General features: G+C 62.8%; 26 protein-coding genes and 1 tRNA gene. 20 read left to right on the top strand and 7 right to left on the bottom strand.

From position 1 onward, the window contains the following. Positions 1–68 precede the first annotated feature (68 nt). From HMPREF9697_RS18445 to HMPREF9697_RS18420, 6 genes are all read left to right on the top strand, one after another. A complete protein-coding gene (locus HMPREF9697_RS18445; RefSeq protein ID WP_002718768.1) occupies positions 69–1,250 on the top strand; it encodes an MFS transporter in 1,182 nt (393 codons plus the stop codon). Positions 1,251–1,260: 10 nt separating this feature from the next. Further along, a complete protein-coding gene (locus HMPREF9697_RS18440) occupies positions 1,261–2,061 on the top strand; it encodes an N-formylglutamate amidohydrolase (protein WP_002718767.1) in 801 nt (266 codons plus the stop codon). An 87-nt stretch (positions 2,062–2,148) separates the two neighbouring features. Further along, positions 2,149–2,319, top strand: coding sequence for a hypothetical protein (locus HMPREF9697_RS18435; protein WP_244597818.1), 171 nt, complete (start codon positions 2,149–2,151; stop codon positions 2,317–2,319). A gap of 255 nt (positions 2,320–2,574) precedes the next feature. Beyond that, entirely contained in the window at positions 2,575–2,889 is a 315-nt protein-coding gene (locus tag HMPREF9697_RS18430; protein ID WP_040308029.1) for an ArsR/SmtB family transcription factor, read from the top strand. Next, complete coding sequence (locus HMPREF9697_RS18425) at positions 2,882–3,325, top strand: SRPBCC family protein (RefSeq protein WP_002718764.1); 444 nt, start codon at positions 2,882–2,884, stop codon at positions 3,323–3,325. The genes HMPREF9697_RS18430 and HMPREF9697_RS18425 overlap by 8 nt, the downstream gene beginning before the upstream one ends. Positions 3,326–3,332: 7 nt before the next feature. Beyond that, a complete protein-coding gene (locus HMPREF9697_RS18420; protein WP_002718763.1) occupies positions 3,333–3,851 on the top strand; it encodes an SRPBCC family protein in 519 nt (172 codons plus the stop codon). 1 nt (position 3,852) lies between these two features. Here the strand turns inward: HMPREF9697_RS18420 and HMPREF9697_RS18415 are convergent, their stop codons facing one another. Further along, the gene (locus tag HMPREF9697_RS18415; protein WP_002718762.1) at positions 3,853–4,308 is read right to left on the bottom strand and encodes a GatB/YqeY domain-containing protein; all 456 of its coding nucleotides are present in this window, start codon (positions 4,306–4,308) and stop codon (positions 3,853–3,855) included. A gap of 210 nt (positions 4,309–4,518) precedes the next feature. On the opposite strand from HMPREF9697_RS18415, the gene carA reads away from it, so the two are divergent. Both carA and HMPREF9697_RS18405 read left to right on the top strand, forming a co-directional pair. Continuing rightward, on the top strand, positions 4,519–5,709 hold the full coding sequence (gene carA / locus HMPREF9697_RS18410; RefSeq protein ID WP_002718761.1) for a glutamine-hydrolyzing carbamoyl-phosphate synthase small subunit: 1,191 nt from the start codon (positions 4,519–4,521) through the stop codon (positions 5,707–5,709). Positions 5,710–5,718: 9 nt separating this feature from the next. Continuing rightward, positions 5,719–6,819: a glycosyltransferase family 4 protein gene (locus HMPREF9697_RS18405; protein ID WP_002718760.1), complete on the top strand. Its 1,101-nt coding sequence runs from the start codon at positions 5,719–5,721 to the stop codon at positions 6,817–6,819. Here the strand turns inward: HMPREF9697_RS18405 and HMPREF9697_RS18400 are convergent. Further along, complete coding sequence (locus HMPREF9697_RS18400; protein WP_002718759.1) at positions 6,802–7,812, bottom strand: glycosyltransferase family 9 protein; 1,011 nt, start codon at positions 7,810–7,812, stop codon at positions 6,802–6,804. The genes HMPREF9697_RS18405 and HMPREF9697_RS18400 overlap by 18 nt on opposite strands. 243 nt (positions 7,813–8,055) lie before the next feature. On the opposite strand from HMPREF9697_RS18400, the gene HMPREF9697_RS18395 reads away from it, so the two are divergent. Next, positions 8,056–8,817 carry a COG4705 family protein gene (locus HMPREF9697_RS18395; protein ID WP_002718758.1) on the top strand — a complete coding sequence of 254 codons (762 nt, stop codon included), beginning with the start codon at positions 8,056–8,058 and terminating at the stop codon, positions 8,815–8,817. Between the two features lie 76 nt (positions 8,818–8,893). On the opposite strand, the gene HMPREF9697_RS18390 is transcribed toward HMPREF9697_RS18395, so the two are convergent. Next, complete coding sequence (locus HMPREF9697_RS18390) at positions 8,894–9,418, bottom strand: Dps family protein (protein ID WP_002718757.1); 525 nt, start codon at positions 9,416–9,418, stop codon at positions 8,894–8,896. A 127-nt stretch (positions 9,419–9,545) separates the two neighbouring features. Between HMPREF9697_RS18390 and HMPREF9697_RS18385 the strand changes: the two genes are divergently transcribed. Together HMPREF9697_RS18385 and HMPREF9697_RS18380 are read left to right on the top strand one after the other, a co-directional pair. Continuing rightward, positions 9,546–10,235, top strand: coding sequence for a class I SAM-dependent methyltransferase (locus HMPREF9697_RS18385; RefSeq protein WP_002718756.1), 690 nt, complete (start codon positions 9,546–9,548; stop codon positions 10,233–10,235). A gap of 112 nt (positions 10,236–10,347) precedes the next feature. Next, a tRNA-OTHER gene (locus tag HMPREF9697_RS18380) sits at positions 10,348–10,424 on the top strand. 25 nt (positions 10,425–10,449) lie between these two features. On the opposite strand, the gene HMPREF9697_RS18375 is transcribed toward HMPREF9697_RS18380, so the two are convergent. Continuing rightward, positions 10,450–10,926, bottom strand: coding sequence for a DUF302 domain-containing protein (locus HMPREF9697_RS18375; RefSeq protein ID WP_244597816.1), 477 nt, complete (start codon positions 10,924–10,926; stop codon positions 10,450–10,452). 262 nt (positions 10,927–11,188) lie between these two features. On the opposite strand from HMPREF9697_RS18375, the gene carB reads away from it, so the two are divergent. The 4 genes from carB to HMPREF9697_RS18355 all read left to right on the top strand — a co-directional run bounded on the left by carB (position 11,189) and on the right by HMPREF9697_RS18355 (position 16,215). Next, positions 11,189–14,653 carry a carbamoyl-phosphate synthase large subunit gene (gene carB / locus HMPREF9697_RS18370; RefSeq protein ID WP_002718754.1) on the top strand — a complete coding sequence of 1,155 codons (3,465 nt, stop codon included), beginning with the start codon at positions 11,189–11,191 and terminating at the stop codon, positions 14,651–14,653. A gap of 148 nt (positions 14,654–14,801) precedes the next feature. Further along, positions 14,802–15,278: a transcription elongation factor GreA gene (greA, locus tag HMPREF9697_RS18365; protein ID WP_002718753.1), complete on the top strand. Its 477-nt coding sequence runs from the start codon at positions 14,802–14,804 to the stop codon at positions 15,276–15,278. Positions 15,279–15,356: 78 nt separating this feature from the next. Next, on the top strand, positions 15,357–15,662 hold the full coding sequence (locus HMPREF9697_RS18360; RefSeq protein ID WP_002718752.1) for a hypothetical protein: 306 nt from the start codon (positions 15,357–15,359) through the stop codon (positions 15,660–15,662). Between the two features lie 151 nt (positions 15,663–15,813). After that, the gene (locus HMPREF9697_RS18355) at positions 15,814–16,215 is read left to right on the top strand and encodes a DoxX family protein (RefSeq protein WP_002718751.1); all 402 of its coding nucleotides are present in this window, start codon (positions 15,814–15,816) and stop codon (positions 16,213–16,215) included. A gap of 6 nt (positions 16,216–16,221) precedes the next feature. On the opposite strand, the gene HMPREF9697_RS18350 is transcribed toward HMPREF9697_RS18355, so the two are convergent. Then, complete coding sequence (locus HMPREF9697_RS18350; protein ID WP_002718750.1) at positions 16,222–16,980, bottom strand: sulfite exporter TauE/SafE family protein; 759 nt, start codon at positions 16,978–16,980, stop codon at positions 16,222–16,224. A gap of 143 nt (positions 16,981–17,123) precedes the next feature. Next, positions 17,124–17,597, bottom strand: a complete 474-nt coding sequence (locus HMPREF9697_RS18345; RefSeq protein WP_002718749.1) for an Lrp/AsnC family transcriptional regulator — start codon at positions 17,595–17,597, stop codon at positions 17,124–17,126. A gap of 280 nt (positions 17,598–17,877) precedes the next feature. Here HMPREF9697_RS18345 and trxB point away from each other — a divergent pair, with 280 nt between their 5' ends. Both trxB and HMPREF9697_RS18335 read left to right on the top strand, forming a co-directional pair. Beyond that, entirely contained in the window at positions 17,878–18,843 is a 966-nt protein-coding gene (gene trxB, locus HMPREF9697_RS18340; protein WP_002718748.1) for a thioredoxin-disulfide reductase, read from the top strand. Between the two features lie 2 nt (positions 18,844–18,845). Further along, the gene (locus HMPREF9697_RS18335) at positions 18,846–19,769 is read left to right on the top strand and encodes a LysR family transcriptional regulator (RefSeq protein ID WP_002718747.1); all 924 of its coding nucleotides are present in this window, start codon (positions 18,846–18,848) and stop codon (positions 19,767–19,769) included. A 290-nt stretch (positions 19,770–20,059) separates the two neighbouring features. On the opposite strand, the gene HMPREF9697_RS18330 is transcribed toward HMPREF9697_RS18335, so the two are convergent. After that, positions 20,060–22,552, bottom strand: a complete 2,493-nt coding sequence (locus HMPREF9697_RS18330; protein WP_002718746.1) for a heavy metal translocating P-type ATPase — start codon at positions 22,550–22,552, stop codon at positions 20,060–20,062. Positions 22,553–22,597: 45 nt separating this feature from the next. Between HMPREF9697_RS18330 and HMPREF9697_RS18325 the strand changes: the two genes are divergently transcribed. From HMPREF9697_RS18325 to HMPREF9697_RS18315, 3 genes are all read left to right on the top strand, one after another. After that, positions 22,598–22,873, top strand: coding sequence for a metal-sensitive transcriptional regulator (locus HMPREF9697_RS18325; RefSeq protein ID WP_040308359.1), 276 nt, complete (start codon positions 22,598–22,600; stop codon positions 22,871–22,873). A 163-nt stretch (positions 22,874–23,036) separates the two neighbouring features. Beyond that, complete coding sequence (locus tag HMPREF9697_RS18320; protein ID WP_002718744.1) at positions 23,037–25,439, top strand: bifunctional diguanylate cyclase/phosphodiesterase; 2,403 nt, start codon at positions 23,037–23,039, stop codon at positions 25,437–25,439. A gap of 159 nt (positions 25,440–25,598) precedes the next feature. After that, a complete protein-coding gene (locus tag HMPREF9697_RS18315; protein WP_040308028.1) occupies positions 25,599–25,877 on the top strand; it encodes a metal/formaldehyde-sensitive transcriptional repressor in 279 nt (92 codons plus the stop codon). Positions 25,878–25,881 lie beyond the last annotated feature (4 nt).

Here is a 25,881-nt window from a genome sequence, read left to right as displayed (position 1 = left end):
TTTCACTGGCATCAATTGTTCCAATGGCTTATCGAGCGCGTCCCGTCCTGCCGCTCTGAAAGCTGTTGATGAAGACGACCTCGGAAACGAGCGATCCCGGATTCTGGATCATCCTGTCATTTGCCATCGCCTGCGGCGTCACGGTCGCCAATCTCTATTACGCGCAGCCCCTGATCGGCCCGATCAGCGAGGCCTTTCACCTCGATATTTCCGCATCCGGCCTGATCGTGACGATGATCCAGATCGGCTACGTGATCGGCCTGATCTTTCTCGCGCCGCTCGGCGACCTGCTCGAAAACAAGACGCTCATTCTCACGGCGCTAGGCGCGGTGATTGCGAGCCTCGCTCTGTCGTCGTTCGCGCCGACGGCATCCGTTTTCATCGCAGCCTCGCTGCTGCTCGGTATCACCGCGACCGCCACGCAGATGGTGCTGCCGGTCGCCGCTCACCTCGCGCCCGAACACAAGCGCGGCCAGATCGTCGGCACGGTGATGAGCGGGCTGTTGTTCGGCATCCTGCTGGCACGTCCGGTCTCGACGCTGGTCTCGGGCTTCATCGGCTGGCGCGGCGTCTATCTCGCCTCGGCGGTGGCGATGCTCGGTGTCGTGGCGATGCTCGCGATCACGTTGCCGCGACGGCGGCCGGAGCACACGCTCAATTACGGAAAATTGCTCGGCTCGATGTGGTCGCTCTTGCGTGACACGCCGGAGCTGCAGCGGCGGACCGCCTATCAGGGCATGATGTACGGCGCGTTCTCGTTGTTCTGGACGGCCGCGCCGCTGATTCTGCTGCAGCCGCCGTTTTCGCTGAGCCATACAATGCTATCGCTTTTCCTGCTGAGCGGCGCCGCCGGGGCCTTCATCGCACCGGTCGCGGGCCGCCTGGCCGACAAGGGGCATGGCGATGCGCTGACATTCGCCGCCATCGTCGCGGTCGCAATCGGCTTCGGGCTGGTCTGGGTTAGCGGCCATTCGCTCACATTATGGGTTTTCGCGGGCATCATTCTCGATGCAGGCGTGCAGATGAATATGCTCGTTGGGCAACGCACCATCTACGGACTCGGCGCGGACATCCGCAGCCGCGTCAACGCCCTCTACATCGCGCTGTTCTTCCTCGGCGGCGCGATCGGCTCTGCCCTGAGCGGCTGGGCGGTGAGCCATGGCGGCCACGCCAGCGTCGCAATGATCGGTCTATGCTTTCCCGCAATCACGCTTATACTGTTTCTGGGGGAACTATCCCGGCGCGATTGACGAGGGACCCATGCACTCACCTGTCTCACCCCTCCTGCTCGATACCGATGAAGTCTCGCCCGTGCGCGAAGACAACGCGGAAAGCACATCTCCCTTTCTTCTCACCTGCGATCATTACGGCAGACGCATTCCGGAGCGTCTCGGCCGTCTCGGCCTCACGGAGAGCGATCTGGAGCGGCACATCGCATGGGACGTCGGCATCGCCGGTGTCGCGCGGCGGCTGGCAGAGGCCACCGGCGCACATCTGATCGCACAGCGATATTCGCGGCTGGTCATCGATTGCAACCGGCCATTCGAGAGTCCGGGCTCGATCCCGCTCATCAGCGAGGCCACGCATATTCCCGGTAATGACGGCCTGAATTTTGACGAGATCACCGCGCGCAGACGCGAGATCTTCACGCCCTATCACGCGCGCATCGCGCAGGTGCTCGACCGCTGCGCCGAAAAAAAACACCCGACCATTCTGATATCACTGCATTCGTTCACACCGCTCTATGCCGGCGTCGCGCGGCCCTGGCATGTCGGCACGCTCTACCAGAACGGCAACGGCCTGCCGCCGCTATTGCTCAAGCTGCTGCGTGCCGAGGGCCATTTCCTGGTCGGCGACAACGAGCCTTACGCGGTGAATGACGCCACCGACTACACAATCCCCGTGCATGGCGAGCGGAGAGGACTGATCAATTCCGGAATCGAGATCCGGCAGGATCTGATTGCGGAAGAAGCCGGCCAGATCGAGTGGGCCGAGCGGCTCGCGCGTATCCTGCATGAAATCGAGGGTCGCCTGCTGGCGCAGGGCATGGTGAAACGCTGACGCTGGGCCACACAGAGAAAGCTGAATTCCATGAAGCTATCAGCAGTCAGAATTTGGTCCCTTGCCGCTCTCGCTCTGATGGCGTTCATGAGCGCCGGCGCCGCGCACGCGGCCGGCACCCTTGAACAGCGCCGCGCCTGCCGCGCGGATGCGAAGAAATTCTGCGGCGAGTACATTCCGAACGTTAGGCGTATCACTGCTTGCATGGAAGCCAACAAACAGCGCCTCACCCCGGCGTGCCGCGCGCAGTTCAAATAAGCAGCGCGGACGCCGCTTCGCATTTTCCCGCGCCGTCCCCGCTAACGGGTCCGGCTCCGCCGACCCGATGACAGGCTCCGGCTGGGAGCCAGAGTTTCTTCTTCCTGTTTCTGAGCGCCTTCGCGCACCGCGTCCCCGTTCCAACAGCCACCTGTTCTCGCGGAAATCCCGCTGGGTCCCCGCCTGCGGCGGGATGACAGCATGAGAGATCACGCCTCTTGACAGGCAACCATTTGGTTGCCTATTATCCTCAGCATGGATGAGGTCTTCAAGGCACTGGCGGACGCATCGCGGCGCTTGCTGCTCGACAGGCTTCATGCCCGCAACGGTCAGACATTGCTTGAGCTTTGCAACGGCCTCGACATGACGCGACAGGCCGTCACCAAACATCTCGCGATTCTGGAAGACGCCAATCTCGTCGCCACCATCAAGCATGGCCGCGAGAAGCTGCACTACCTCAACCCCGTGCCGATCCATCAGATCGGCGAACGATGGATCAGGAAGTTCGAGCACGGAAAACTCGAAGCCCTCAGCGAACTGAAACGAAAACTGGAGAAGCGTGATGAGTAAACCGGAATTCGTCTACACCACCTACATCAAGACCACGCCCGAGAAGCTCTGGCACGCACTCACCGACAAGGCGTTCACCGAGAAATACTGGTACTGCTGCAGCCTGACGTCCGACTGGAAGGTCGGCTCGCGCATGCACATGGACCGGGATGGCGAGGTGAAGAACGAATGCGTCATCCTCGAATCCGATCCGCCGCGCAGGCTCGCCTATAGCTGGCAGTCCGTGTTCGACGAGGACATGAGGAAAGAGAAGCCCTCGCGCGTGACCTATGTCATCGAGCCGTCCTACGACGGCGTCAAGTTGACCGTGACACACGAAGGCTTCGCGGCGGACAGCAAGACGCTGCCGAGCATCTCGACCGGCTGGCCGCTCGTGCTCTCGAGCCTCAAGAGCATTCTCGAAACCGGCAAGCCGCTCGCCTTCGAGCATGCGTGAGGACATCATGGATATCAGCGCCTTCAAACCCGCAATCGTCTACGCGATCTACATCGCCTCGACGCCGGAAAAGGTTTGGCAGGCGCTGACGTCCGCCGAATTCAGCCGTCAGTACTTCCACGGCTTTGCCGTCGAACTCGACAGCAAGGTCGGCGGCAACTTCATCGTGCGCGCGCCAGACGGATCGACACACATCAGCGGCAAGGTTTTCGAGTACGATCCGCCGCGCAAACTCACGATCACATGGGACGTCAACTGGCCCGGGATCGTCGAGGCGCTCGGCTCCGCGCTCGTGACTTATGACATCGAACAGGCTGGCGCGAGCGTGAAATTGACGCTGACCCAGTCTCACGACCGTCCGATCAGCGACGACATTCTCTCCGGCGGGCGCACCGGCTGGCCGGCGATCCTCTCCAGCATGAAGAGCCTGCTGGAGACCGGAAAACCGCTTCAGATCAAAATGGAGCCGCCAACACAGATGCTGGCGGCTCTCAAAAAACTCGGTATCAAAATCCCGGGCGAATGAACTAGCCCGTCAGCGCGGCCTTCACCATCCCGCTCGCCTTGCCGAAATCCATCTGGCCGGCGTACTTGGCTTTCAGCGCGCCGATCACCTTGCCCATGTCCTTCATGCCGGCGGCGCCGGTATCCGTGATGATGGCGGCGATGGCGGCTTTCATCTCGTCGTCCGACATCTGCTTGGGCAGATAGGCGGAGATCACCGCGATCTCCTCGCGTTCCTGCGCGGCCAGCTCCGCGCGTCCGCCCTTGTCGTACAGTTCGACCGATTCATGGCGCTGCTTGATCATCTTCTGCAACAGGCCGAGGATGTCCTCGTCGGACAGAGGCGGCTTGCCCTGCCCGCGCGCCTCGATATCGGCGTTCTTGATCGCCGAATTCACCATCCGCAGCGTGGAGAGCTTGCGCTCCTCCTTGGCCTTCATGGCCTCTTTCACGGCGTTGCCGATGTCGTCGCGCAGCATGGTCAATCTCCCGTGGGCGCGAAAGCGCCCATATTTGCTCAAGGCGCGGAGGCGCCGTCAAATCCGCGTTGGATTTACGGGGTTTTTTGCCGTCCCACAACCGCCCCCTGCTTGGGGCGCGGAGCGCGGGCGGCAAACATGAGGAAAGCGCATGGACAGCGCACGTTTGGCCTTTGACGCGCCGCAGCGTGCGGGCTATGTCATGGGCTTATGACAACAAATGACAATTCCCCCGCCTGGCCGGACAAAAAACCGACCGCGCTGCTCGTGCTCGCCGATGGGACCGTGCTGGAGGGCTTCGGCCTCGGCGCTGAAGGCTCCGCCGTCGGCGAGGTCTGCTTCAACACCGCGATGACCGGCTACGAGGAAATCCTCACCGATCCCTCCTATGCCGGGCAGCTCATCACCTTCACCTTCCCGCACATCGGCAATGTCGGCGCCAATGACGAGGACATCGAGACGGTGAACATGGCGGCAACGCCGGGTGCGCGCGGCGCGATCCTGCGCGCCTCGATCACCGATCCGTCGAACTACCGCTCGACCCGCCATCTCGATAATTGGCTCTCCGCACGCGGCATCATCGGCCTCGCGGGCATCGACACCCGCGCGCTGACCGCATTGATCCGCGAGAAGGGCATGCCCAACGCGGTGATCGCCCACAGCAAGAATGGCACTTTCGATCTCGCCGCGCTGAGGAAGGAAGCCGCCGCATGGCCGGGGCTCGAGGGCATGGACCTCGTGCCGATGGTGACGAGCGCGCAGCGTTTCGACTGGGACGAGACTGACTGGAAATGGGGCGAAGGTTTCGGCCGTCAGGACAAGCCGGAATTCCATGTCGTCGCGATCGACTACGGCATCAAGCGCAACATCCTGCGCCTGCTCGCGGGCGAAGGCTGCAAAGTCACCGTCGTCACCGCAAAGACGCCGGCCGAAGACATTCTGGCGATGAAGCCCGACGGCGTGTTCCTGTCCAACGGCCCCGGCGATCCGGCGGCGACCGGCGAATATGCCGTGCCGGTCATCAAGAAGATCGTCGACTCGGGCGTGCCGACCTTCGGCATCTGCCTCGGCCACCAGATGCTCGGCCTCGCGCTCGGCGGCAAGACCGTGAAGATGCATCAGGGCCATCACGGCGCGAACCACCCGGTGAAGGACGTCACCACCGGCAAGGTCGAGATCACCTCGATGAATCACGGCTTCGCGGTGGACAAGACCACGCTGCCGAAGAACGTCGAGCAGACTCACTTTTCGCTGTTCGACGATTCCAATTGCGGTATCGCGCTGAACGACAAGCCGGTGTTCTCGGTGCAGTACCATCCGGAAGCCTCGCCCGGCCCGCGCGACTCGCATTACCTCTTCACGCGCTTCGCCGATCTGATGCGCGCCAAGAAGCGGGCCTGAGCGGAGCCGATGGCCACCATCGTCTTCGCCGACAAGACGCTGCGCTACGACGGCCGCGATCTCGAAAGCCGCCCGCTCGGCGGCACCGAGTCCAGCGTCATCCAGTGCGCGCGCGAACTCGCAAAGCGCGGCCATCAGGTCACGGTGTATTCGAACTGCGACACGCCAGTGATGGATCGCGGCGTGATGTGGCGGCCGCTCGACGGCGAACGGCCCGACACCTGCGATCTCTATATCGCCTGCCATCAGCCGGAATTGCTGGGCTTCGTGCGCAAGCCGCGCCGCAATGCGCTCTGGGTGCTGTGGCCGGTGAACCAGCTCAAGCACTACAAGAAGTTCTGGCGTCTGTGGCTGCACCGTCCGGTGCCGATTCTCATCAGCCTGCATCAGGCGAAGAAGTATTCGCCGGTGCTGCCGCAACACAATCCGATGTTCGTGCTGCCGCACGGCCTGCCCGAGGACATTCGCGGCCATGCCCCGCTTGCGGCCCCGCCCCCGCCGCGCGCGATTTTCGCCTCGCATCCGACCCGCAATCTGCGGCGCGTCGTCGAAATCTGGGCGAAATACATTCTGCCGCGCGTGCCGAACGCCGTGCTCGATGTCTACGGCATCAACGCGCTCAAGGACGGTGACGACGCATGGAAACTCTGGGAAGGCACGACGTTGCCGCCCGGAATGCCGGCGGAGGTGAAAGCCTCGGTGCACGTGCACACGCCGCAGAGCCGCGAGACGCTGATTGCCGCGATGCGCAGCGCACGCGTGATGCTTTACCCCGGCCATAAGGCGGAAGCGTTCTGTCTCGCCGTCGCCGAGGCGCAGGCGCTCGGCCTGCCCGCCATCGTCTCCAACATCACGGTGATGCCCGAGCGCGTGATCGACGGGCTGACGGGCTTCGTCCATGACGACGACGCCAAATTCGGCGCCGACGCCGTGCGGCTTCTGACCGACGACGCTCTCTGGCGCAGCCAGCATGAGGCAGCGTTGCGTTATCAGCAGGGCATCGACTGGTCAGAGCATGCGGGCCGTCTGGAGAGCGTGCTGCTCGCCGACATCGAGCCGATCTACCGCTCCGTGCTCGCGCTGCCGCCGCCTTCAAACCTCACGCAATAAACATTCGACGGCAGCGACCACCGCATCGACGGGAATCGCCTCCATCGTCTCGCCACCATGGTCCTGCGCGCGAATCACGACGCCGCGCTTTGTCAGCGGCGCCCAGCGCGCAGGGTTCGTCGGCCCGAACAGGCTGACGAGCGGTGCGCCGAGCGCGCCGAGCAGATGTCCCATGCCGCTGTCATTGGCCACCGCAACATTCACGCGTTCGCCGAGCGCAATGGCATATTCCAGCGAAGCCGCGTCGGCATCGTCCGCATCGGCTTGCGGAAACAGCGCCGACGGAATCGCGGTCCCCAACTCATCCGCAATGGCGCGCTCCTGCGGGCCGGTGAAGAACACCGGCGTCAGACCCTGCGCGGCGAGTCGCTCGGCCAGCGCGACGTAATTCGCCAGCGGCCAGTTCTTGCGCACCTCGCGGCTACCAATGGCGATGCCGATATATTTCGGGCCGTCCGGCAGCGTCTGCGCGGCGCGTGCACGAATGCGTTCGCTGAGTTGAAAACGACCCTGCCATTCCGGTTCGCGCTGCAAGGCGGCCTCCGCCATCGACAGCGCCCGCGCGGCGATTCCTTCCGGTCGCGACCAGCGGCCGGGCGGACGCTTGTCGGAGAGCGCATAGCCCGGCAGGCAGCAATAGAAGCCGCGATGCTTCAGGACCGTGCGCGCGAGCGCCACCGTGATGAGTCGCGTGCGCATGTCGAACACGAGATCGAACGGCGGGAATGTTCGCAATTGCCGGATCACCGTGCCCATCGGGGTCGTGATGTTGGCATTCTCGACGACATGCGAAATCATGTCGCCGACAAACGGCTTCATCTCCCGCGCCATCGAGGTGGTGTGGGTCGCGATCCACCAGACCGGCCGGTCCGGATAGGCGCGCGAGATCGCGCGCAGGAACGGCAACTTCAGAAGCGTGTCGCCGAGGCCCTCACGATCGACGAGAACGGCGATCGGGCGAACAACATCGGCGCGTGACACCGTCGAACTCATGCAAGAACCCGCAGGCTGATCCTATCGCGCCATGCCTTAGCGGAAGGCTGCGTCCAAGGCAAAGGCGGTTTGCCGTCTCCCGCCACACTGGACGCGGCCGCGCCGAATTCACCTTTCGGCGAATAGGAAGCGTCATCGTCGAACACATCACCGCGTTGTGAAACGGCCCCGTCTCACAACCAACATTTTTTATCTGTGACCTCTCCTCCGGGCAGCACCGGTCACCCCTGAACGGAGACATTCATGAACAAGATCGCGGACGATCACGCCAGCAAAGTGCCTGCGGTCACGCTGGCGTTCTGGATCATCAAGATCGCCGCGACGACGTTGGGTGAGACGGCCGGAGACGCCGTATCGATGTCCATGAACCTCGGCTATGCCGTCAGCAGCCTCATCTTTATCGGGCTTTTCGTGGCCGCGGTTCTCCTGCAGATGTCCGCGAAACGTTTTCACGCGCTTCTCTACTGGGCCGTGATCGTCGCGACCACGACCGCCGGCACGACGATGGCGGACTTCGCGGATCGCTCGCTGGGCATCGGCTATGCCGGCGGCGCGACGATCCTGTTCGCCCTCCTGCTTGCGTCTCTTGCGATCTGGTACCGCACCGCCGGCTCGGTATCGGTCAGCACCATCACCTCACCCAAAGTCGAGATGTTCTACTGGATCACGATCCTGTTCTCACAGACCCTCGGGACCGCGCTCGGCGACTGGATGGCCGCCACCGGCCTTGGCTATGAAGGCGGCGCGCTCGTCTTCACGGCGGGACTGCTGGTCATCGTGGCCGCCTATTTCCTGACGAACGTGTCGCGCACATTGCTATTCTGGAGCGCATTCATCCTGACCCGGCCGTTGGGTGCGACCGTCGGCGATTTCCTCGACAAACCCGTCGCGGATGGCGGGCTGGCCTTCAGCCGCTTCTATGCGTCCGCATTGCTCGCTGCATTCATGCTCGTGTGCATCCTGTGGTTCTCGCGGCGCGCCAACCAGCAACAGGAAGCCGCGTAAAGCGAGCCTGCCCCGCAAAACAAAAGCGTCCCCATCGCTGGGGACGCTCCCGGATTCATCGGGACAGCGAAGCCGCTCACGCCTCGTTGCCGCCTTCCTGACGAGTCGCCTCGAACAGGAACCAGGTTCGCCGCTCGGTTTCATCGATGAAATTCTCGAGAATGCTTGCGGTCGCAACGTCACCGCCCTTGTCGGCGATCTCGTGCGCATCGCGCATCGCCTTCGCCATATGCTTGTTGTCGTTCATGAGTTCGCGCAGCATCTCGCGCGGCGGCACATAAGCCTCGTTGTTGTCCTTGATCGTCTGCAGCTTGGCGATCTGCCCGATCGAGCGCAGCGTGGTGCCGCCAAGCTTGCGAACGCGTTCAGCCAACTGGTCTGTGGTCGCGAAAATCTGATCCGATTGCTCGTCGAGCAGCAGATGATAATCGCGGAAATGCCGCCCACTGATGTGCCAATGGAAATTCTTCGTCTTCAGATAGAGCGCGAAAGCATCGGCCAGCAGCGTATTCACCGCCACTGAAATCTTGTCGACTGCCGCCTGTGGCAGATCGGTTGGCGTATCCAGTTCGGACGCTACGGAGTTCTTGTTTTTGCTCACGACGGACCTTCCTGCTAATAGGAGTGAGTTGCGCCGCCGGGGAAATCCGGCTCGACGACCACCAACTCACGACATAGGTGCCTGTTCCGGCGCCGGAACCCCTGTCCGAAACCATTACCGGAAGTTCATGGCCTGGATTGATTTCTATGATTCCGCACCTTCGATTTATGTGAGCGACGCCCACCGGCAGGCTCATTTCAATCTCATCGCCGATGACATCATCGGCTACATCGCCTCGCCCGAAGCCACGGTGCTCGACTATTCCTGCGGCGAGGCCATGTCCGCCAATCGTGTCGCAGCGAAATGCAGTCGTCTCATCCTTGCCGAACCCGCGCCGAGTGTGCGGGCGCGCCTGGCAGACCGGTTTGCTGCCGTGCCCAATATCGAGGCACTATCGCCCGACGACCTGACAGCCCTGCCTGATGCCTCGCTCGATCTCATCGTGATGATTTCGGTCGCCCAGTACATGACGCCGGAAGATCTCGACGCCGCTTTCGTGCGGTTTCGCCGCCTCCTGAAACCGGACGGCCGCTTCGTGCTTGGCGACATTCTCGATCCAGACGTCGGCGCTGCCACCGACGCTGCGGCACTGCTGAAATTCGCGGCAAAAAACGGATTTTTGATCGACGCAGTCACCGGCATCACCCGCATGGCGCTATCAAATTACCGCTCGCTCCGGCACAAGATCGGCCTGTACAGCTACCGCACGGACGACATGCTCCGCAAACTCGCGGATGCGGACTTTGCCGCGACGCTGGCGCCGCGCAATGTCGGGACCAATCCCGCACGCAAGACCTTCGTGGCCCGGCCCCGCTAAACCCGGTCAGGAAATCTGTCGCCTCACGAGTTAACCAGACCCCGACCCCGGGATTAACCCTGACGCACATCTGGCTATGACAGGGTCATTGTGTCGCGATTAGACTACGTACGGCCCGGTGGCGGAAACGTCTTACGCGAGAGCTGTGCAAAGCTTTTTATCCTGGTTCGAATCCAGGCCGGGCCTCCAGCTTCCCTCTCCGCGATCTTCGGAATTATTTGATCGCCGCTGCCGTTGCCGCGGCGAGCTTGCCTTCTAATCCCTTCGCCGCGGCCCGAAGCTTTTCGCCTTGCGCATCGAAGCCGTGGCGCGCAAAAATCGCCGACATGTAGGCCGCATCATTGTAGCTGAGGTAAACCTGCCCGGCCTGATCCTGCCAGACCAGCATTTTCAGCGGCAGGTCTATCGCCAGCGTAGGGTGCTGCAGAAACAGCGGCGTTCCGCCTTGCGGGCTGCCGACGATCAGAACCGTCGCCGGCGGCATCTTGAGGCCCACGCCGGCCGCCGCAGCCGCATGGTCGATACGGGTAAATACCTTAAGACCGTTATCTCTCACCGCGATTTCAAGACGGTCCAGGGTAATCTCAAATGTGTGCGGGCTTTGTTCCGTCACCAGATCGCACGCAGTCTGTGTGGGGGCAGCCATAGGCAAGGTCTCCGGGACCGAAACGGGGAAATCCGAACGCCACACTCTACGTTTCCCCGGCCGATTTGTTTCCCACCCTCCCCGGTTCGCCAAAGCCAGCGATAACAGGCGGCCGCAAAAGGACTTTTTCCACCCTCCGGGCCGGAAATTGCCGGTTGATGGAGGCGTTTAAACCCTTCCACCACACCGGATTCTGGTCTAAAGACACCCCGCGCGCGAAAATCGCGCTCTTGGCTCAAGGGACGCGCGGCTGCGCGCCCTTTTTTTATGCCGAAATTCCGGCTGGCCTTCCTGCCTGCGAGACTTAATGCCCAAACGTACAGATATCTCGACGATCCTCATCATCGGCGCCGGCCCCATCGTGATCGGTCAGGCCTGCGAATTCGACTATTCCGGCACCCAGGCCGTGAAGGCGTTGAAGGAGGAAGGTTACCGGGTGGTGCTGGTAAACTCCAATCCGGCGACCATCATGACGGACCCGGATCTGGCCGACGCGACCTATATCGAGCCGATCACGCCCGAAATCGTCGCCAAGATCATCGAGAAGGAACGCAACGTGAAGCCCGGCGGCTTCGCGCTGCTGCCGACCATGGGCGGCCAGACCGCGCTGAACTGCGCGCTCAGCCTGCGCAAGCAGGGCACGCTAGAGAAATTCGATGTCGAGATGATCGGCGCGACCGCCGATGCCATCGACAAGGCGGAAGACCGCCAGCTTTTCCGCGAGGCGATGACCAAGATCGGCCTCGAGACGCCGAAGTCGCGGCTCGCCAACGCCTCCGCGATGAAAAAAGCTGACCGCGACGCCTATCTCGCCGAACGCGCCAAGCTCGCAGGCACCGCGCTCGCGGATTACGAGCGGCAGTGGTCGCTCGGCGAAAACGACCGCCGCAAGCGCTACCAGCAGCAGGCGATGGCGGAAGCGCTGATGGCGCTGTCCGAAATCGGCCTGCCCGCGATCATCCGCCCGTCCTTCACGATGGGCGGCACCGGCGGCGGCATCGCCTACACGCGTGAAGAGTTTCTCGACATCATCGAGCGCGGCCTCGATGCCTCGCCGACCAACGAAGTGCTGATCGAAGAGTCGGTGCTCGGCTGGAAAGAATACGAGATGGAGGTTGTCCGCGATAAGAAGGACAACTGCATCATCGTCTGCTCGATCGAGAACCTCGATCCGATGGGCGTGCACACCGGCGACTCCATCACCGTCGCGCCGGCGCTGACGCTGACCGACAAGGAATACCAGATCATGCGCGACGCCTCGCTGGCGGTGCTGCGCGAGATCGGCGTCGAGACCGGCGGCTCCAACGTGCAGTTCGGCGTCAACCCCGCCGACGGCCGCATGGTCGTGATCGAAATGAATCCGCGCGTGTCGCGCTCGTCCGCGCTGGCATCGAAGGCCACCGGCTTCCCGATCGCGAAGGTCGCGGCGAAGCTCGCGGTCGGCTACACGCTCGATGAAATCGCCAACGACATCACCGGGGGTGCGACGCCGGCGTCGTTCGAGCCGACCATCGACTATGTCATCACCAAGATTCCGCGCTTCGCATTCGAGAAATTCCCCGGCGCGTCCACGACGCTAACCACTTCGATGAAGTCGGTCGGCGAAGTCATGGCGATCGGCCGCACCTTCCAGGAATCCCTGCAGAAGGCGCTACGCGGTCTGGAAACCGGCCTCACCGGCCTCGACGAGATCGAGATCGAAGGCCTCGGCCAGAGCGACGACAAGAATGCGATCCGCGCAGCGCTCGGCACGCCGACGCCGAACCGCATCCTGCAAGTGGCACAGGCGATGCGTCTCGGCTGGTCGGACGAGGAGATCTTCAACTCCTGCAAGATCGATCCGTGGTTCCTCGCTCAGATGCGCGGCATCGTCGAGACCGAGCAGAAGGTGCGCGAGCACGGCCTGCCGGGCAACGCCTTCGCGATGCGTTCGCTCAAGGCGATGGGCTTCTCCGACGCCCGTCTCGCGGTACTCGCCAACAAGACGGAAGCCGAAGTGAAAGCGGCGCGGCGCGCGCTCGACGTGCGCCCGGCGTTCAAGCGCATCGACACCTGCGCGGCCGAATTCGCATCGCCTACCGCCTACATGTATTCGACCTACGAGGCGCCGTTCGCGGGCAAGGTCGCGGACGAAAGCGCGCCCTCGGACAAGACCAAGGTCGTCATCCTCGGCGGCGGACCAAACAGAATTGGTCAGGGCATCGAGTTCGACTATTGCTGCTGCCACGCCTGCTTCGCGCTGCATGACGCGGGCTTCGAGACCATCATGGTCAACTGCAACCCGGAAACGGTCTCGACCGACTACGACACCGCGGACCGCCTTTATTTCGAGCCGCTGACCGCGGAAGACGTGCTCGAAATCATCGACACCGAACGCTCCAACGGCAAGCTGCATGGCGTCATCGTGCAGTTCGGCGGCCAGACTCCGCTGAAGCTCGCGCACGCTCTCGAGGGCGCCGACGTACCGATCCTCGGTACCTCGCCAGATGCGATCGACCTTGCCGAAGACCGCGACCGCTTCAAGCGCGTGCTCGACAAGCTGCGGCTGAAGCAGCCGAAGAACGGCATCGCCTATTCGGTCGAGCAGGCGCGGCTCGTCGCGGCCGAACTCGGCCTGCCGCTCGTGGTGCGCCCGTCCTACGTGCTCGGCGGCCGCGCGATGCAGATCATTCGCGAAGAGAGCCAACTCGGCGACTATCTGCTCGACACATTGCCTGAGCTTGTGCCCGCCGACGTCAAGGCGCGCTATCCAAACGACAAGACCGGCCAGATCAACACCGTGCTCGGCAAGAACCCGCTGCTGTTCGACCGCTATCTGTCGGACGCCACCGAGGTCGACGTCGACTGCCTCTGCGATGGTACCGACACCTTCGTCGTCGGCATCATGGAGCACATCGAGGAAGCGGGCATCCATTCGGGTGACTCGGCCTGCTCGCTGCCGCCGCATTCGCTCGACGCAGCCACTATCGCTGAACTCGAACGCCAGACCCGCGAGCTTGCGCTCGGTCTCGACGTCGTCGGCCTGATGAACGTGCAATACGCCATCAAGGACGGCGAGATCTACGTGCTCGAAGTCAACCCGCGCGCCTCGCGCACGGTACCGTTCGTCGCCAAGGTGGTCGGTCTGCCGGTCGCGAAAATTGCCGCGCGCGTGATGGCGGGCGAGAAGCTCGCCAGCTTCAAGCTGAAGCCGCGCAAGCTCGGCCATGTCGGCGTCAAGGAATCGGTCTTCCCGTTCGCGCGCTTCCCCGGCGTCGACACCGTGCTCGGCCCGGAGATGAAATCGACCGGCGAGGTGATGGGCATCGACCGCTCATTCCCGATCGCGTTTGCCAAGAGCCAGCTCGGTGGCGGCACCCGCGTGCCTCGCACCGGCACCGTGTTCATCTCGGTACGCGAAAGCGACAAGGAACGCATCCTGGAGCCCGCGCGCATCCTGGCCGAACTCGGTTTCAAGGTGATCGCAACCTCCGGCACCCAGCGCTATCTTGCCGATCACGGCGTCCCCGCCGACAAGATCAACAAGGTGCTGGAAGGCCGTCCCCACATCGTGGACGCCATTACCAATGGCGAGGTGCAACTCGTGTTCAATACCACGGAAGGCCCGCAAGCGCTGGCGGACAGCCGCTCTCTGCGTCGCGCTGCCCTCTTGCATAAAGTGCCCTACTACACCACACTTTCGGGTGCCGTGGCGGCCACGCAGGGCATCCGCGCCTATCTGGGCGGAGACTTCGAGGTCCGCACGTTGCAGGGTTATTTTTCCGATCTTTGAGGTTTGACGCCGCCTCCGGGCGGATTGCCAGAACTGTGCGGGAACCAGCCTGCCCCGTGCATGTTCTTTTCGGTTTGGCCGCCAATGGCCTGACAGACAGTTTTTCAGGTCCGGTTTCGGCCGGACATGAAATCGAGGAATAGACGACATGGTTGAGAAGCTTCCGATCACCGCCGCCGGACATGTGGCTCTCGAAGAAGAACTGAAGCAGCGCCAGGCTGTGGAGCGTCCCCGCATCATCGAGGCGATTGCGGAAGCGCGCTCGCATGGCGACCTGTCCGAGAACGCCGAGTATCACGCGGCGAAGGAAGCGCAGTCGCATAACGAGGGCCGCATCCACGAACTCGAGGACAAGCTCGCGCGCGCCGACATCATCGACGTTTCGAAACTGTCGGGCGACACCATCAAGTTCGGCGCGACCGTGACGCTGATCGACGAGGACACCGAGAAGAAGGTCGTCTACCAGATCGTCGGCGAGACCGAGGCCGACGCCAAGAAGGGCCGCATCTCGATCACCTCGCCGCTCGCGCGCGCGCTGATCGGCAAGACCAAGGGCACCTCCGTCGAGGTCGTCGCCCCCGGCGGCGCCAGGGCCTACGAGGTCACCAAGGTAGACTGGAAGTAGTTTCGCGCGACGGCAGATTGATCTGACGAATGGCCGGATGCTTGTCCGGCCATTTTCGCAGGTCCCCGATGAGGCGACATGCAGCGTTTTCGTGTAGCGATGCTGGTGTTGGCCGCCGTGCTGGCGGCAGGCCACGTGCAGGCGGATGAACTCCTGCCGCTGCCGCCGGATCGGCCTGCGCAGCCGCAATCGTCCGAGCCGAAAGAAACCTCCGTTCATACCGGACCGCCGCAATGCCTGCGGTGGAGTGACAGTTGCGTCAGTTGCACGCGCACCGACATCAAGGACAAGCCGGCCTGCTCCAATATCGGCCCCGCCTGCCAGCCAGGCCCGCTCCAGTGCCTGCAAACCGCGCCTGCCGAAAACGGCAAGACAACGCCCTAGAATCGATCGAGCACGTCAGACGAAGCAAAATCGCTTGATGTCGTCATCGCCGCATTGTCTCAGTGCGCGACATCGTATGTACTCCGCACGGTGCATGTTCGCGCCCGGTACGCATCCGATACATTGCAGATTCTTCAAAAGGGATATCTCCATGAGCCTCGAAAACACACTCGCACCCTGGCGGCCGCAAGTTCTCAGCGTGTTGCGCTTCATGGCCGGACTTGAGATTCTCCAGCACGGAATGGCGAAGATCCTGCATTTTCCACCCGTGCCCCAAATGGCCAATGTCCAGATCGGATCGCTGATGGGCATCGGTGGTTTGATCGAACTGATCGGCGGCGCACTGATGGTGGTCGGGCTGTTCACGCGGCCCACCGCGTTCATTCTCTGCGGCTTCACGGCGGTGGCCTACTTCATGGTCCACGCCTCAAAAAGCTTCTTCCCGATCCTGAACGGCGGCGAACTCGCGGTGCTCTATTGCTTCGTGTTCCTGTACATCTTCGCGGCCGGTCCCGGCCCGTGGAGCGTCGATGCCATGCGCGGCAGGAAGTAATCCGGCTTACGGGTTCACGAAGAACACAATCGTCAGCGCCGCGCCGATGGTCACGACCACGGCGCGGACAATCTTATCCGGCAACGCCTTCGCCCAGCCGACGCCGTAATAGCCGCCAACCGACGCCGCGAGCATCGTCACGATCGCATGCGGCCAATACACCAGCCCGCCGAAGATCAGGAGCACCGCCGCCACCGCCTGAATCAAAAAGGCGATGGTGATGCGGATCGCATTGGCCTTGTGATAGTCGCCGCCTTCGAGAATAAGCAGCGCCGCGAGGATGACGAAGCCGATCCCCGCGCCGAAGAAGCCGCCATAGATCGACACCGCCACCATCAAGCCGTAGGCGGCAAGGCGCACACCGCTCTCCGCGCGCTGTGACCACGGTTCGACAAGCGCCCGGATCGGTCCGCTGAAGGCGAACAGCAGCGTCGCGAATAAAAGCAGCCACGGCACCAGCGGCCGGAAGCCGGCATTGCCGAGCCAGATCAGAAGCCATGCGCCGATCCCGCCGCCGATCATGCCTATGACCGCGAACGGAATGAATTCGCGCCAGTGCGATTTCACTTCATTGCGATACGCCGCAACGGTCGCGAGATTGGACGGCGTGATCGCGACCGCGCTGGTGGCATTGGCCTCGAGCGCGGTCAGGCCGCAGGCGACCATCGACGCGAAAGACAGGAAGGTGCCGCCACCGGCGACAGAGTTGACGACGCCCGCGAGGAAGCCTCCTGCGGCGAGCAGCAAAAAATCGACAAACGTCACGATGATCCCCGGTGATCCGCGCCGGGATTGGCGCCTGCGCCGCAATCGAAAGGCGCGGCGCTCTGAGGAAGCGATGCGCAGTCTCTATCGCAAAACAGCAGGCCGCCAGAAGCCGCATTCGCGCAATGCGGTCATGCGCCCGTTCAGACTTTCAATTCCAGCGGCACCGCAGGCGCGTATTTCGAATTGTGCAGCACCAGCGAGGTGCGCACGTTCTGCACATGCGGCGCGGCGGTCAGATGCGTCACGAACTCCTGGAAGCTTGCCATGTCGGAGGCAACGCATTTCAGGATGAAGTCGGTCTCGCCCGACAGCATCCAGCATTCGCGCACGATCGGCTGGGCATTCACGAATGCCTCGAAGGCGCGCAGATCGGCATCCGCCTGGCTCGACAGATGCACGGCGGCGAACACCGTGACGTCGAAGCCGAGCGCCTTGGGATCGAGCAGCCCGCGATAGCCGTTGATGTAGCCTTCGTCCTCCAGCGCCCGGACACGCCGCAGGCAGGGCGGCGGCGAGATTCCAACACGCTTGGCCAGTTCCACATTGGTGATGCGGCCATCCTCCTGAAGCTCGTGCAGGATCTTGAGGTCGATGGCGTCGAGTTGTTTGGTCACGGGCTCCCCGGGGCTCTGTTGGCGGCGCAGCAATTATTCCAGCTTTTAGCGAGGTCCCTGCCGTTGCGCAATTTTATTGCGCGCCTCTTAACCCCTGTTGGCTTGGGGAAAATTGCAGACCGGGGGTTGCAAATCTTGCATAGCTCGCAGGAAAGCCTACATTGTCCCGACCAGACTGCTAGCGCCGCGGTGGTGGCAATTTCTCTCTGATTTTCACCGATTTGCCACCGGTTCGCTGAAAGGCGCGTCGTCCTTAAAGGTCAAATCGAAGGGTCATCCCATGGCCGGTCCTATCCACGCCAAAGTCGTCATCATCGGGTCCGGCCCGGCCGGTTACACCGCAGCAATTTATGCTGCGCGTGCGATGCTCGAGCCGGTGCTGATCCAGGGCATCCAGCCGGGTGGCCAGCTCACCATCACCACCGACGTGGAGAACTATCCGGGCTTCGCCGAGGCGATCCAGGGTCCCTGGCTGATGACGGAGATGGAAAAGCAGGCTGCCCATGTCGGCGCCAAGATCGTCACCGATCACGTCAACAAGCTCGAACTCACACAATCCCCGTTCCGCATCACCTGCGATTCGGGCGATGTCTATCTCGCGGAAGCGGTGATTCTTGCGACCGGCGCGCAGGCGCGCTGGCTCGGCATTCCCTCCGAGGAAGCCTTCAAGGGCTTCGGCGTTTCGGCCTGCGCGACCTGCGACGGCTTCTTCTATCGCAACAAGGAAGTGATCGTGGTCGGCGGCGGCAACACCGCGGTCGAGGAAGCGCTGTTCCTGACGAACTTCGCCTCCTCGGTGACGCTGGTCCACCGCCGCGACAGCCTGCGCGCCGAGCGCATCCTGCAGGATCGCCTGTTCAAACATCCCAAGATCAAGGTGGTGTGGGACAGCGAGATCGCGGAAATCGCGGGTGAGCAGAATCCATCCAAGGTCACCCGCGTGCGCCTGCGCAATCTCAAGACCGGCACGGTCACCGAGCAGGCCGCCGACGGCGTCTTCATCGCCATCGGCCACGCGCCCGCGACCGAACTGGTGCAGGGCCAGCTCAAGCTGAAATCATCGGGCTATATCGAGATCGCCCCGCATTCCACCGCGACTTCCGTGCCCGGCGTGTTCGCCGCCGGAGACGTCGCCGACGAACATTACCGGCAGGCCGTGACGGCTGCCGGCATGGGCTGCATGGCCGCGCTCGAAACCGAACGCTTCCTTGCAGCCCGTGCGAGCGAACGCGCCGCTGCGGAGTAATCATGGCCCGATCTCACGACGGACTGACGGATATGGACTGGGACAAGCTGAAGGTGTTTCACGCTGCCGCCGAGGCTGGCAGCTTCACGCATGCCGGCGAACAGCTTGGGCTGTCGCAGTCTGCGGTGTCGCGCCAGGTTTCCGCGCTGGAGCAGGAACTGTCGGTATCGCTGTTTCACCGCCATGCCCGCGGCCTGATCCTCACCGAACAGGGCGACCTGCTGTTCCGCACCGCGCATGATGTCTTCATGCAGCTTCAGGCGGCACGCGCCAAGCTGACCGACAGCCGCGAACGGCCAAGTGGGGAACTCAAGGTCACGACCTCGCCGGGTCTCGGCATCAACTGGCTGATTCCGCGGCTGACCGAATTCACTTCGCTCTATCCGGAAATCCGGCTGGCACTGACGCTGACGGATGAGGAACTCGACCTTTCCATGCGCGAGGCCGACGTCGCGTTGCGTACCCGCAAGCCGACCCAGCCGGACCTGATTCAGCGGAAACTTTTTTCAATCGGCTTCCACGCCTATTGCTCGCCGGATTACGCCAAGAAATTCGGCACGCCGCGTACGCTGGAGGACCTCGATAATCACCGGCTGATCGTCCTCAACGCGCAGAATGTGCCGCCGCACCTGCAGAACAGGAACTGGCTGATCGAGGCCGGGCGCAACGGCGCAGGACCACGCGAACCGTTTTTCAAGGTCAACAACGTGCTGGGCCTCGTCCGTGCCTGCCAGCAGGGCATCGGCATCGCCGCGTTGCCCGATTACCTGATCGATGAAACCAATCGCCTGCTGCAATTATTCGGTGAGGACGATTCGATTCAACTCGATGCTTATTTTGTCTATCCCGAAGAATTGAAGTCGGTGGCGCGCGTCCAGGTGTTCCGCGATTTCATCGTCAGCAAAGCGCAGCGCTGGCCGTCATAACTTGCACGCAAAATGCCTCGACAGGATGTCGCACGCTTCTTGCGCATGACTGACATTCCAAACCCGCTGTTGCGATACATCGGTGCTCGATACGATACTCTTTGCATCCGATGCATCGGTTCACATCCTGTCCCCTCCTCCTGTGGACCCCTGCATCGGCATCTTTCCGGGCAGCCGTTAGGTGACCGGAAAGAAGATCGTATCGGCCTCTCAAGGCTGTCGACTAATAAGCCGGGCTCACGCCCGGCTTTTTTCGTATCTCGATTTCAAATGTTCACATTGTGAAATCGTCATGACGACAACCGCAGCCGCGACAGCCGCAAGGCATTGCCGATCACGCTGACCGACGACAGCGCCATCGCCGCGGCACCGACCGCAGGCGACAGCAACAGGCCAAATGCCGGATACAGCACGCCCGCCGCGATCGGCACGCCGCCCGCATTGTAGAGGAATGCGAAAGCCAGATTCTGGCGGATGTTGCGCATCGTCGCGACCGACAATTCCCTCGCCTGCACGAGGCCCATCAGATCGCCGCGCAACAGCGTGATGCCGGCGCTCTCAATGGCCGCATCGGTTCCACCTCCCATGGCGACACCGACATCGGCGGCCGCGAGCGCCGGTGCATCGTTGACGCCATCACCCACCATCGCGACACGACGGCCCTGCTTCTGCAGACGCAGCACGGCATCGCTCTTGTGCTCGGGCAATACATCAGCCTCGACATCCGTGATGCCGAGCCGCGCTGCCACCGCACGCGCTGTCGCGGCATTGTCGCCGGTAAGCATGACGATCTTCAGCCCCACAGCGCGCAGTTTGTCGAGCGCAGCCTGCGCGCTCGGCTTCACCGGATCAGCGATGGCGATGACACCCTGCGCGACGCCGTCGACCACGATGTAGATCGCGGTCGCGCCCTCGCTTTGCCGCGCCTTGGCAATTGCCTCCCACGCAGCAATATCGATCTTGAGCTCCGCCATTAATGTGGCGTTGCCGAGCGCGACGATCTTGCCGTCCACCCGCCCGATCGCGCCCTTGCCCGCGGGCGAATCGAAGCCGCTCACGTCCGCGAGTTGCAGGCTGCGCTCCTGCGCCGCTTTCACGATGGCCGCCGCCAGGGGATGCTCGCTCGCGCGCTCCACGCTGGCGGCAAGACGCAGCAATTCATTCTCGCTGAATTTGTCCGACGCGGCGATGCCGACGACATCGGGCTTGCCTTGCGTCAGCGTGCCGGTCTTGTCGATCACGAAGGTGTCGATCTTCTCCATCCGCTCCAGCGCGTCGGCGTCGCGCACCAGAATGCCGGAACGTGCGCCGCGCCCGATGCCGACCATGATCGACATCGGCGTGGCAAGACCGAGCGCGCACGGACAGGCGATGATGAGCACCGTCACGGCGGCAACCAGCGCATAGGAATAACGCGGCTCGGGGCCGAACATCGCCCACGCGGCAAAGGCGAGGATCGCCGCCGTCACCACGGTCGGCACGAACCAGCCTGCGACGTAATCCGCCAGCCGCTGCACCGGCGCGCGCGAGCGCTGCGCCTTGGCGACGAGATCGACGATCCGCGACAGCACGGTGTCGCGGCCAACCTTGTCGGCGACCATGACAAGCCCGCCGCTCTGGTTGAGCGTGCCGCCGATCACCGGCGCGCCCGCACTCTTGGTGACGGGCATCGATTCGCCGGTCACCATCGATTCATCGACGGAGGAACGTCCCTCTTTCACCGTGCCGTCGACCGGCACGGTTTCGCCGGGCCGCACACGCAACAAATCGCCGACCGCGACATCATCGAGCGCGATATCTTCCTCGACGCCATCCTTGACGCGGCGCGCGGTTTTCGGCGCGAGCGACAGCAGCGCGCGGATCGCGCCCGATGTCTTCTCGCGCGCGCGCAACTCCATTACCTGCCCGAGCAGCACCAGCGTCACGATCACCATCGCGGATTCGAAATACACCGCGACCGCGCCGTGCATGTCGCGGAACGCGTCCGGGAAAGCCTGCGGCGCGAGCACCGCGGCGACGCTGTAGAGATAGGCGATGCCGGTGCCCATCGCGATCAGCGTGAACATGTTGAGATTCCACGTCACGACCGATTGCCAGCCGCGCACGAAGAACGGCGCGCCCGCCCACAGCACCACCACCGTCGCGAGCGCGAGCGACAGCCAGTTCGACACCGTCGGCGAAACCAGATGCTGGCCAAACATGTGTCCGCCCATCTCGATCACGAACACCGGGATCGTGAGCACCAGCGCGATCCAGAAGCGGCGGCGCATGTCGATCAGTTCAGGATCGGGCTTGTCGTCGAGCGAAATGGTTTCCGGCTCCAACGCCATGCCGCATTTCGGGCAGGTGCCGGGACCGATCTGGCGCACCTCGGGATGCATCGGACAGGTGTAAACGGCGCCGGGGATGACCTCTTCGGGCTCGGTTTTCGGTGCGAGGTATTTCTCGGGGTCCGCCTTGAAGCGATCGTGGCAGCGCGAACTGCAGAAGACGTAGTCCGTGCCCTTGTAAGAGAAACGTCCGCCCTTCGGCGCGCGCGGATCGACCTTCATGCCGCAGACCGGATCGATGGCAACATCGGCGTTCGCGGCTGCAGCTCCGTCTTGTGTCGCGTGACAACAGGACGCCGCTTGCTTGGGCTCATGGCTATGCGTGTGCTCGTGACCGCCGCTCTCGCCCTGACAGCAGCTTTCGCCCTCGCCATGCGCGGGAGCAGCGCCTGCCGTCTTTGCCTTGTCATGAGAGCCGCAGCAGCCTGATTTCCCGTCCGCGTCATGAGCCATCACATTCACCTTGAACTTTATACCCCTATGGGGTATATGGACGATATGAGAGACGAGATCAAGTCATCCTGCCAAAAACGGCTCAAACGCATCGAAGGTCAGGTCCGCGGGCTCAGCGCCATGATCGAAGCCGACCGCTACTGCATCGACGTCGTGACGCAGATCGCGGCGGCGCGGGCGGCGCTTCGCCGCGTCGAGGAAGAAATCCTGCGCGACCATGTGGCTCACTGTGTGGAACATGCGATCCGCTCCGGCGACAAAGCCGACCAGCGGCAGAAGATCGCCGAGCTGATGGACGTGGTGAGCCGCGCTGACCGGTGAGCGGCTACTCCGCCGCGATTGCTCGCTTTTGAAATAGCCCGGCAACGGATTCGTAAACTTAACGAAGAGCGGGTGGCATCACGGATGCCGAGTTTACAACTTGTTACGTAACTCTACCTAGGTTGCATGCAATTGCGTATTCCCGCAGCCGCAGCCGGTTTCCATGCTCAAAATTTATAATTGTATCGCGACCGCCCATGATCTGCGGCTGGTCATGCTCGCGGCCATTGTCTGCGCGCTGTCGTCCTTCGCCGCCTTCCGCCTGCTGCATCATGCGCGCACGGTGCATGGCCAGATGCGTTACATCTGGCTCGCGGTGTCTGCCGTTTCCATCGGCTTCGGCATCTGGGCGACGCATTTCATCGCGATGCTCGCTTTCTCTCCCGGCATTCAAAGCGGCTACAACATCGCTCTCACGGCCCTGTCGCTGGCGGCTGCCATCCTGCTGACCGGCGGCGGCCTTGCCGTGGCGATGATTCCCGGCTGGAGCGCCGCCCCTGTTTTAGGTGGCGCCATCGTCGCCGGCGGCATCGCGGCGATGCATTACACCGGCATGGCCGCGTTCGAAATCGCCGGCATCATCGTCTGGGATTTTGCGATGGTCGCATGGTCCATCGTGCTCGGCGCGGTGCTCGGTGCGATCGCACTCCCGGTTGGACTTCACGATTCCTCCGAAAAGTGGAAAGCGGCTGGCGCGGTGTTGCTAACGCTCGCGATCTGCAGCCATCACTTCACCGGCATGGCCGCGGTCACGATCCTGCCCGATCCGGCGATGCACGTCCCCGACACCGCTTTGCCTCCGGCCTTGCTCGCCATCCTCGTCTGCGCGGCAAGCCTGACGATCATTCTGCTCGCGCTCGGCGCAGTTGCGCTCGACGTACGCGACAGGCGTCGCGCCGAACTTGAAACGGACCGGATGCGTGGCCTCGCCAACGCCGCCGTCGAAGGTCTTCTGGTGTGCGACGGCGATACCATCGTCACCGTCAACGACAGCTTCGCGCAATTGACAGGATCGTCGTCAGCGGCGCTGGTCGGCAGCAAGCTCGACCGCTGCCTTCCCGACGAAGCCACGCGAAGCAAACTGTTCGCCACGCCGAACCAGCCGATGGAAGTCACCCTGCTCGATCAGAGCGGAGCGGGAATTCCTGCCGAAGTCATTCTCCGGCCGATCGACTATGCCGGGCGTCCTCATCACGTTATCGCCGTGCGCGATCTGCGTGCGCGCAAGAAAAACGAACAGCACATCCGCTATCTCGCCCATCACGATGCCCTGACCTCGCTGCCCAATCGCACATCCTTCAACACGGCAATCGATCAGGCGCTGGAGGTTCTTCCGAAGAACCAGAAACTCGCCGTCCTGTGCCTCGATCTCGACCGCTTCAAGGAGGTCAACGATCTGTTCGGCCACGCCGCAGGCGACAAGGTGCTGCAAACCGTCGCCATCCGCATCGGCGCGCTACTGGGGAACGGACAGGTCATGTCGCGCCTCGGCGGCGATGAATTCGCGATTCTGCTCCCGAACGCCGCCGACGTGCAATCCGCGCGCCGCTTTGCCGAAAGCGTGCTCGGCGCATTGCGCGTCAAAGGCGACACGCCGGAAACCGACAGCATTTCCAGTAGCGTCGGCATCGCACTTTATCCGGACGATGCGAGCGACCGCCAGATGCTGCTCAACCATGCCGATACCGCGCTGTATCGCGCCAAGACCGAGGGCCGTAATACCTATCGCTTCTTCGAAGCCAGAATGGGCGAAGAAGTCCGCGAGCGGCGGATGATCGAGCACGATTTGCGCCACGCGGTCGCCCGCCACGAACTGCGGCTCGTCTATCAGCCCCAGCACGACATCAAGACCAACACCGTCACCGGCTTCGAGGCGCTCCTGCGCTGGAAGCACCCGACGCGCGGCGATGTCTCTCCCGCGACCTTCATTCCAATCGCGGAAGAGGCCGGCGCCATTCTCGGCATCGGCGAATGGGTGTTGCGCACGGCCTGCCGGGAAGCCGCCTCGTGGCCGGAGCCGCTGACCGTCGCGGTCAACGTCTCGACGCTGCAAATCTACGACCCGCATTTCGCCCAGCTCGTCCACAGCATCCTGCTGGAAACGGGCCTTCCGCCGGGCCAGCTCGAACTTGAGATCACCGAAACGGCGCTGGTGCGTGACCTCAACCGCGCGTTGCTGACGCTGCGTCAGATCAAGGCGCTCGGCGTGCACATCGCGATGGACGATTTCGGCACCGGCTATTCGTCGCTGTCCAACCTGCGCGCCTTCCCGTTCGACAAGATCAAGATCGACGGCTCCTTCATCAAGTCCGTCGACCACAACGAACAGGCGGCGACGATCGTGCGCACGGTGCTCGGCCTCGGCCGCGGGCTCGGTCTGCCGGTGCTGGCCGAAGGCGTCGAGACCGTCGGCGAGATGAAATTCCTGCGCGACCAGAACTGCGACGAAATTCAGGGCTATCTGATCGGCCGTCCCTCGGACATCGAGGACTTCCGCACGTTCACGCATAACGAAGCGCCCTCCGACATCGGAAGCAGCACGATGTCGGCAGCCAAAGCCGGATAATGCAGGAGCAGCTTCGCAAGTGACGGCGGCGGAAACCCGCCGACACGGCCAATACACAAACCTGAACTGATCCGCTTTAACCGTGCTGTATGAGCGAGCAGCCCGATGCGGCTCAGGGCTGGCATTGACCAATATAGGGTACCCCCCTATATTATATTCATGTCACATACGATCAAGAACAAGCCCAAACTTCTGGGCCGCGTGAAGCGTATCAAGGGCCAGCTTGAGGCTGTGGAACGGGCGCTGGAGGCCGAAATTGGCTGCGCCGATGTCCTGATGCTGGTGGCCTCGGTCCGCGGCGCTGTCACGGGCCTCACATCGGAACTGCTCGAAGACCACATTCGCCATCACGTCGTTGACCCCGCGCACGAGAAGGACCCGGAGAAGGCCAAAGGCGCGGCCGATCTCATCGATGTTGTTCGAACCTACCTGAAGTGACCCG

Source organism: Afipia felis ATCC 53690 (assembly GCF_000314735.2).
Classification (GTDB): domain Bacteria; phylum Pseudomonadota; class Alphaproteobacteria; order Rhizobiales; family Xanthobacteraceae; genus Afipia; species Afipia felis.
Note: the sequence above shows the minus strand (reverse complement) of the source record. Positions and strands in the feature narration are given on the sequence as shown.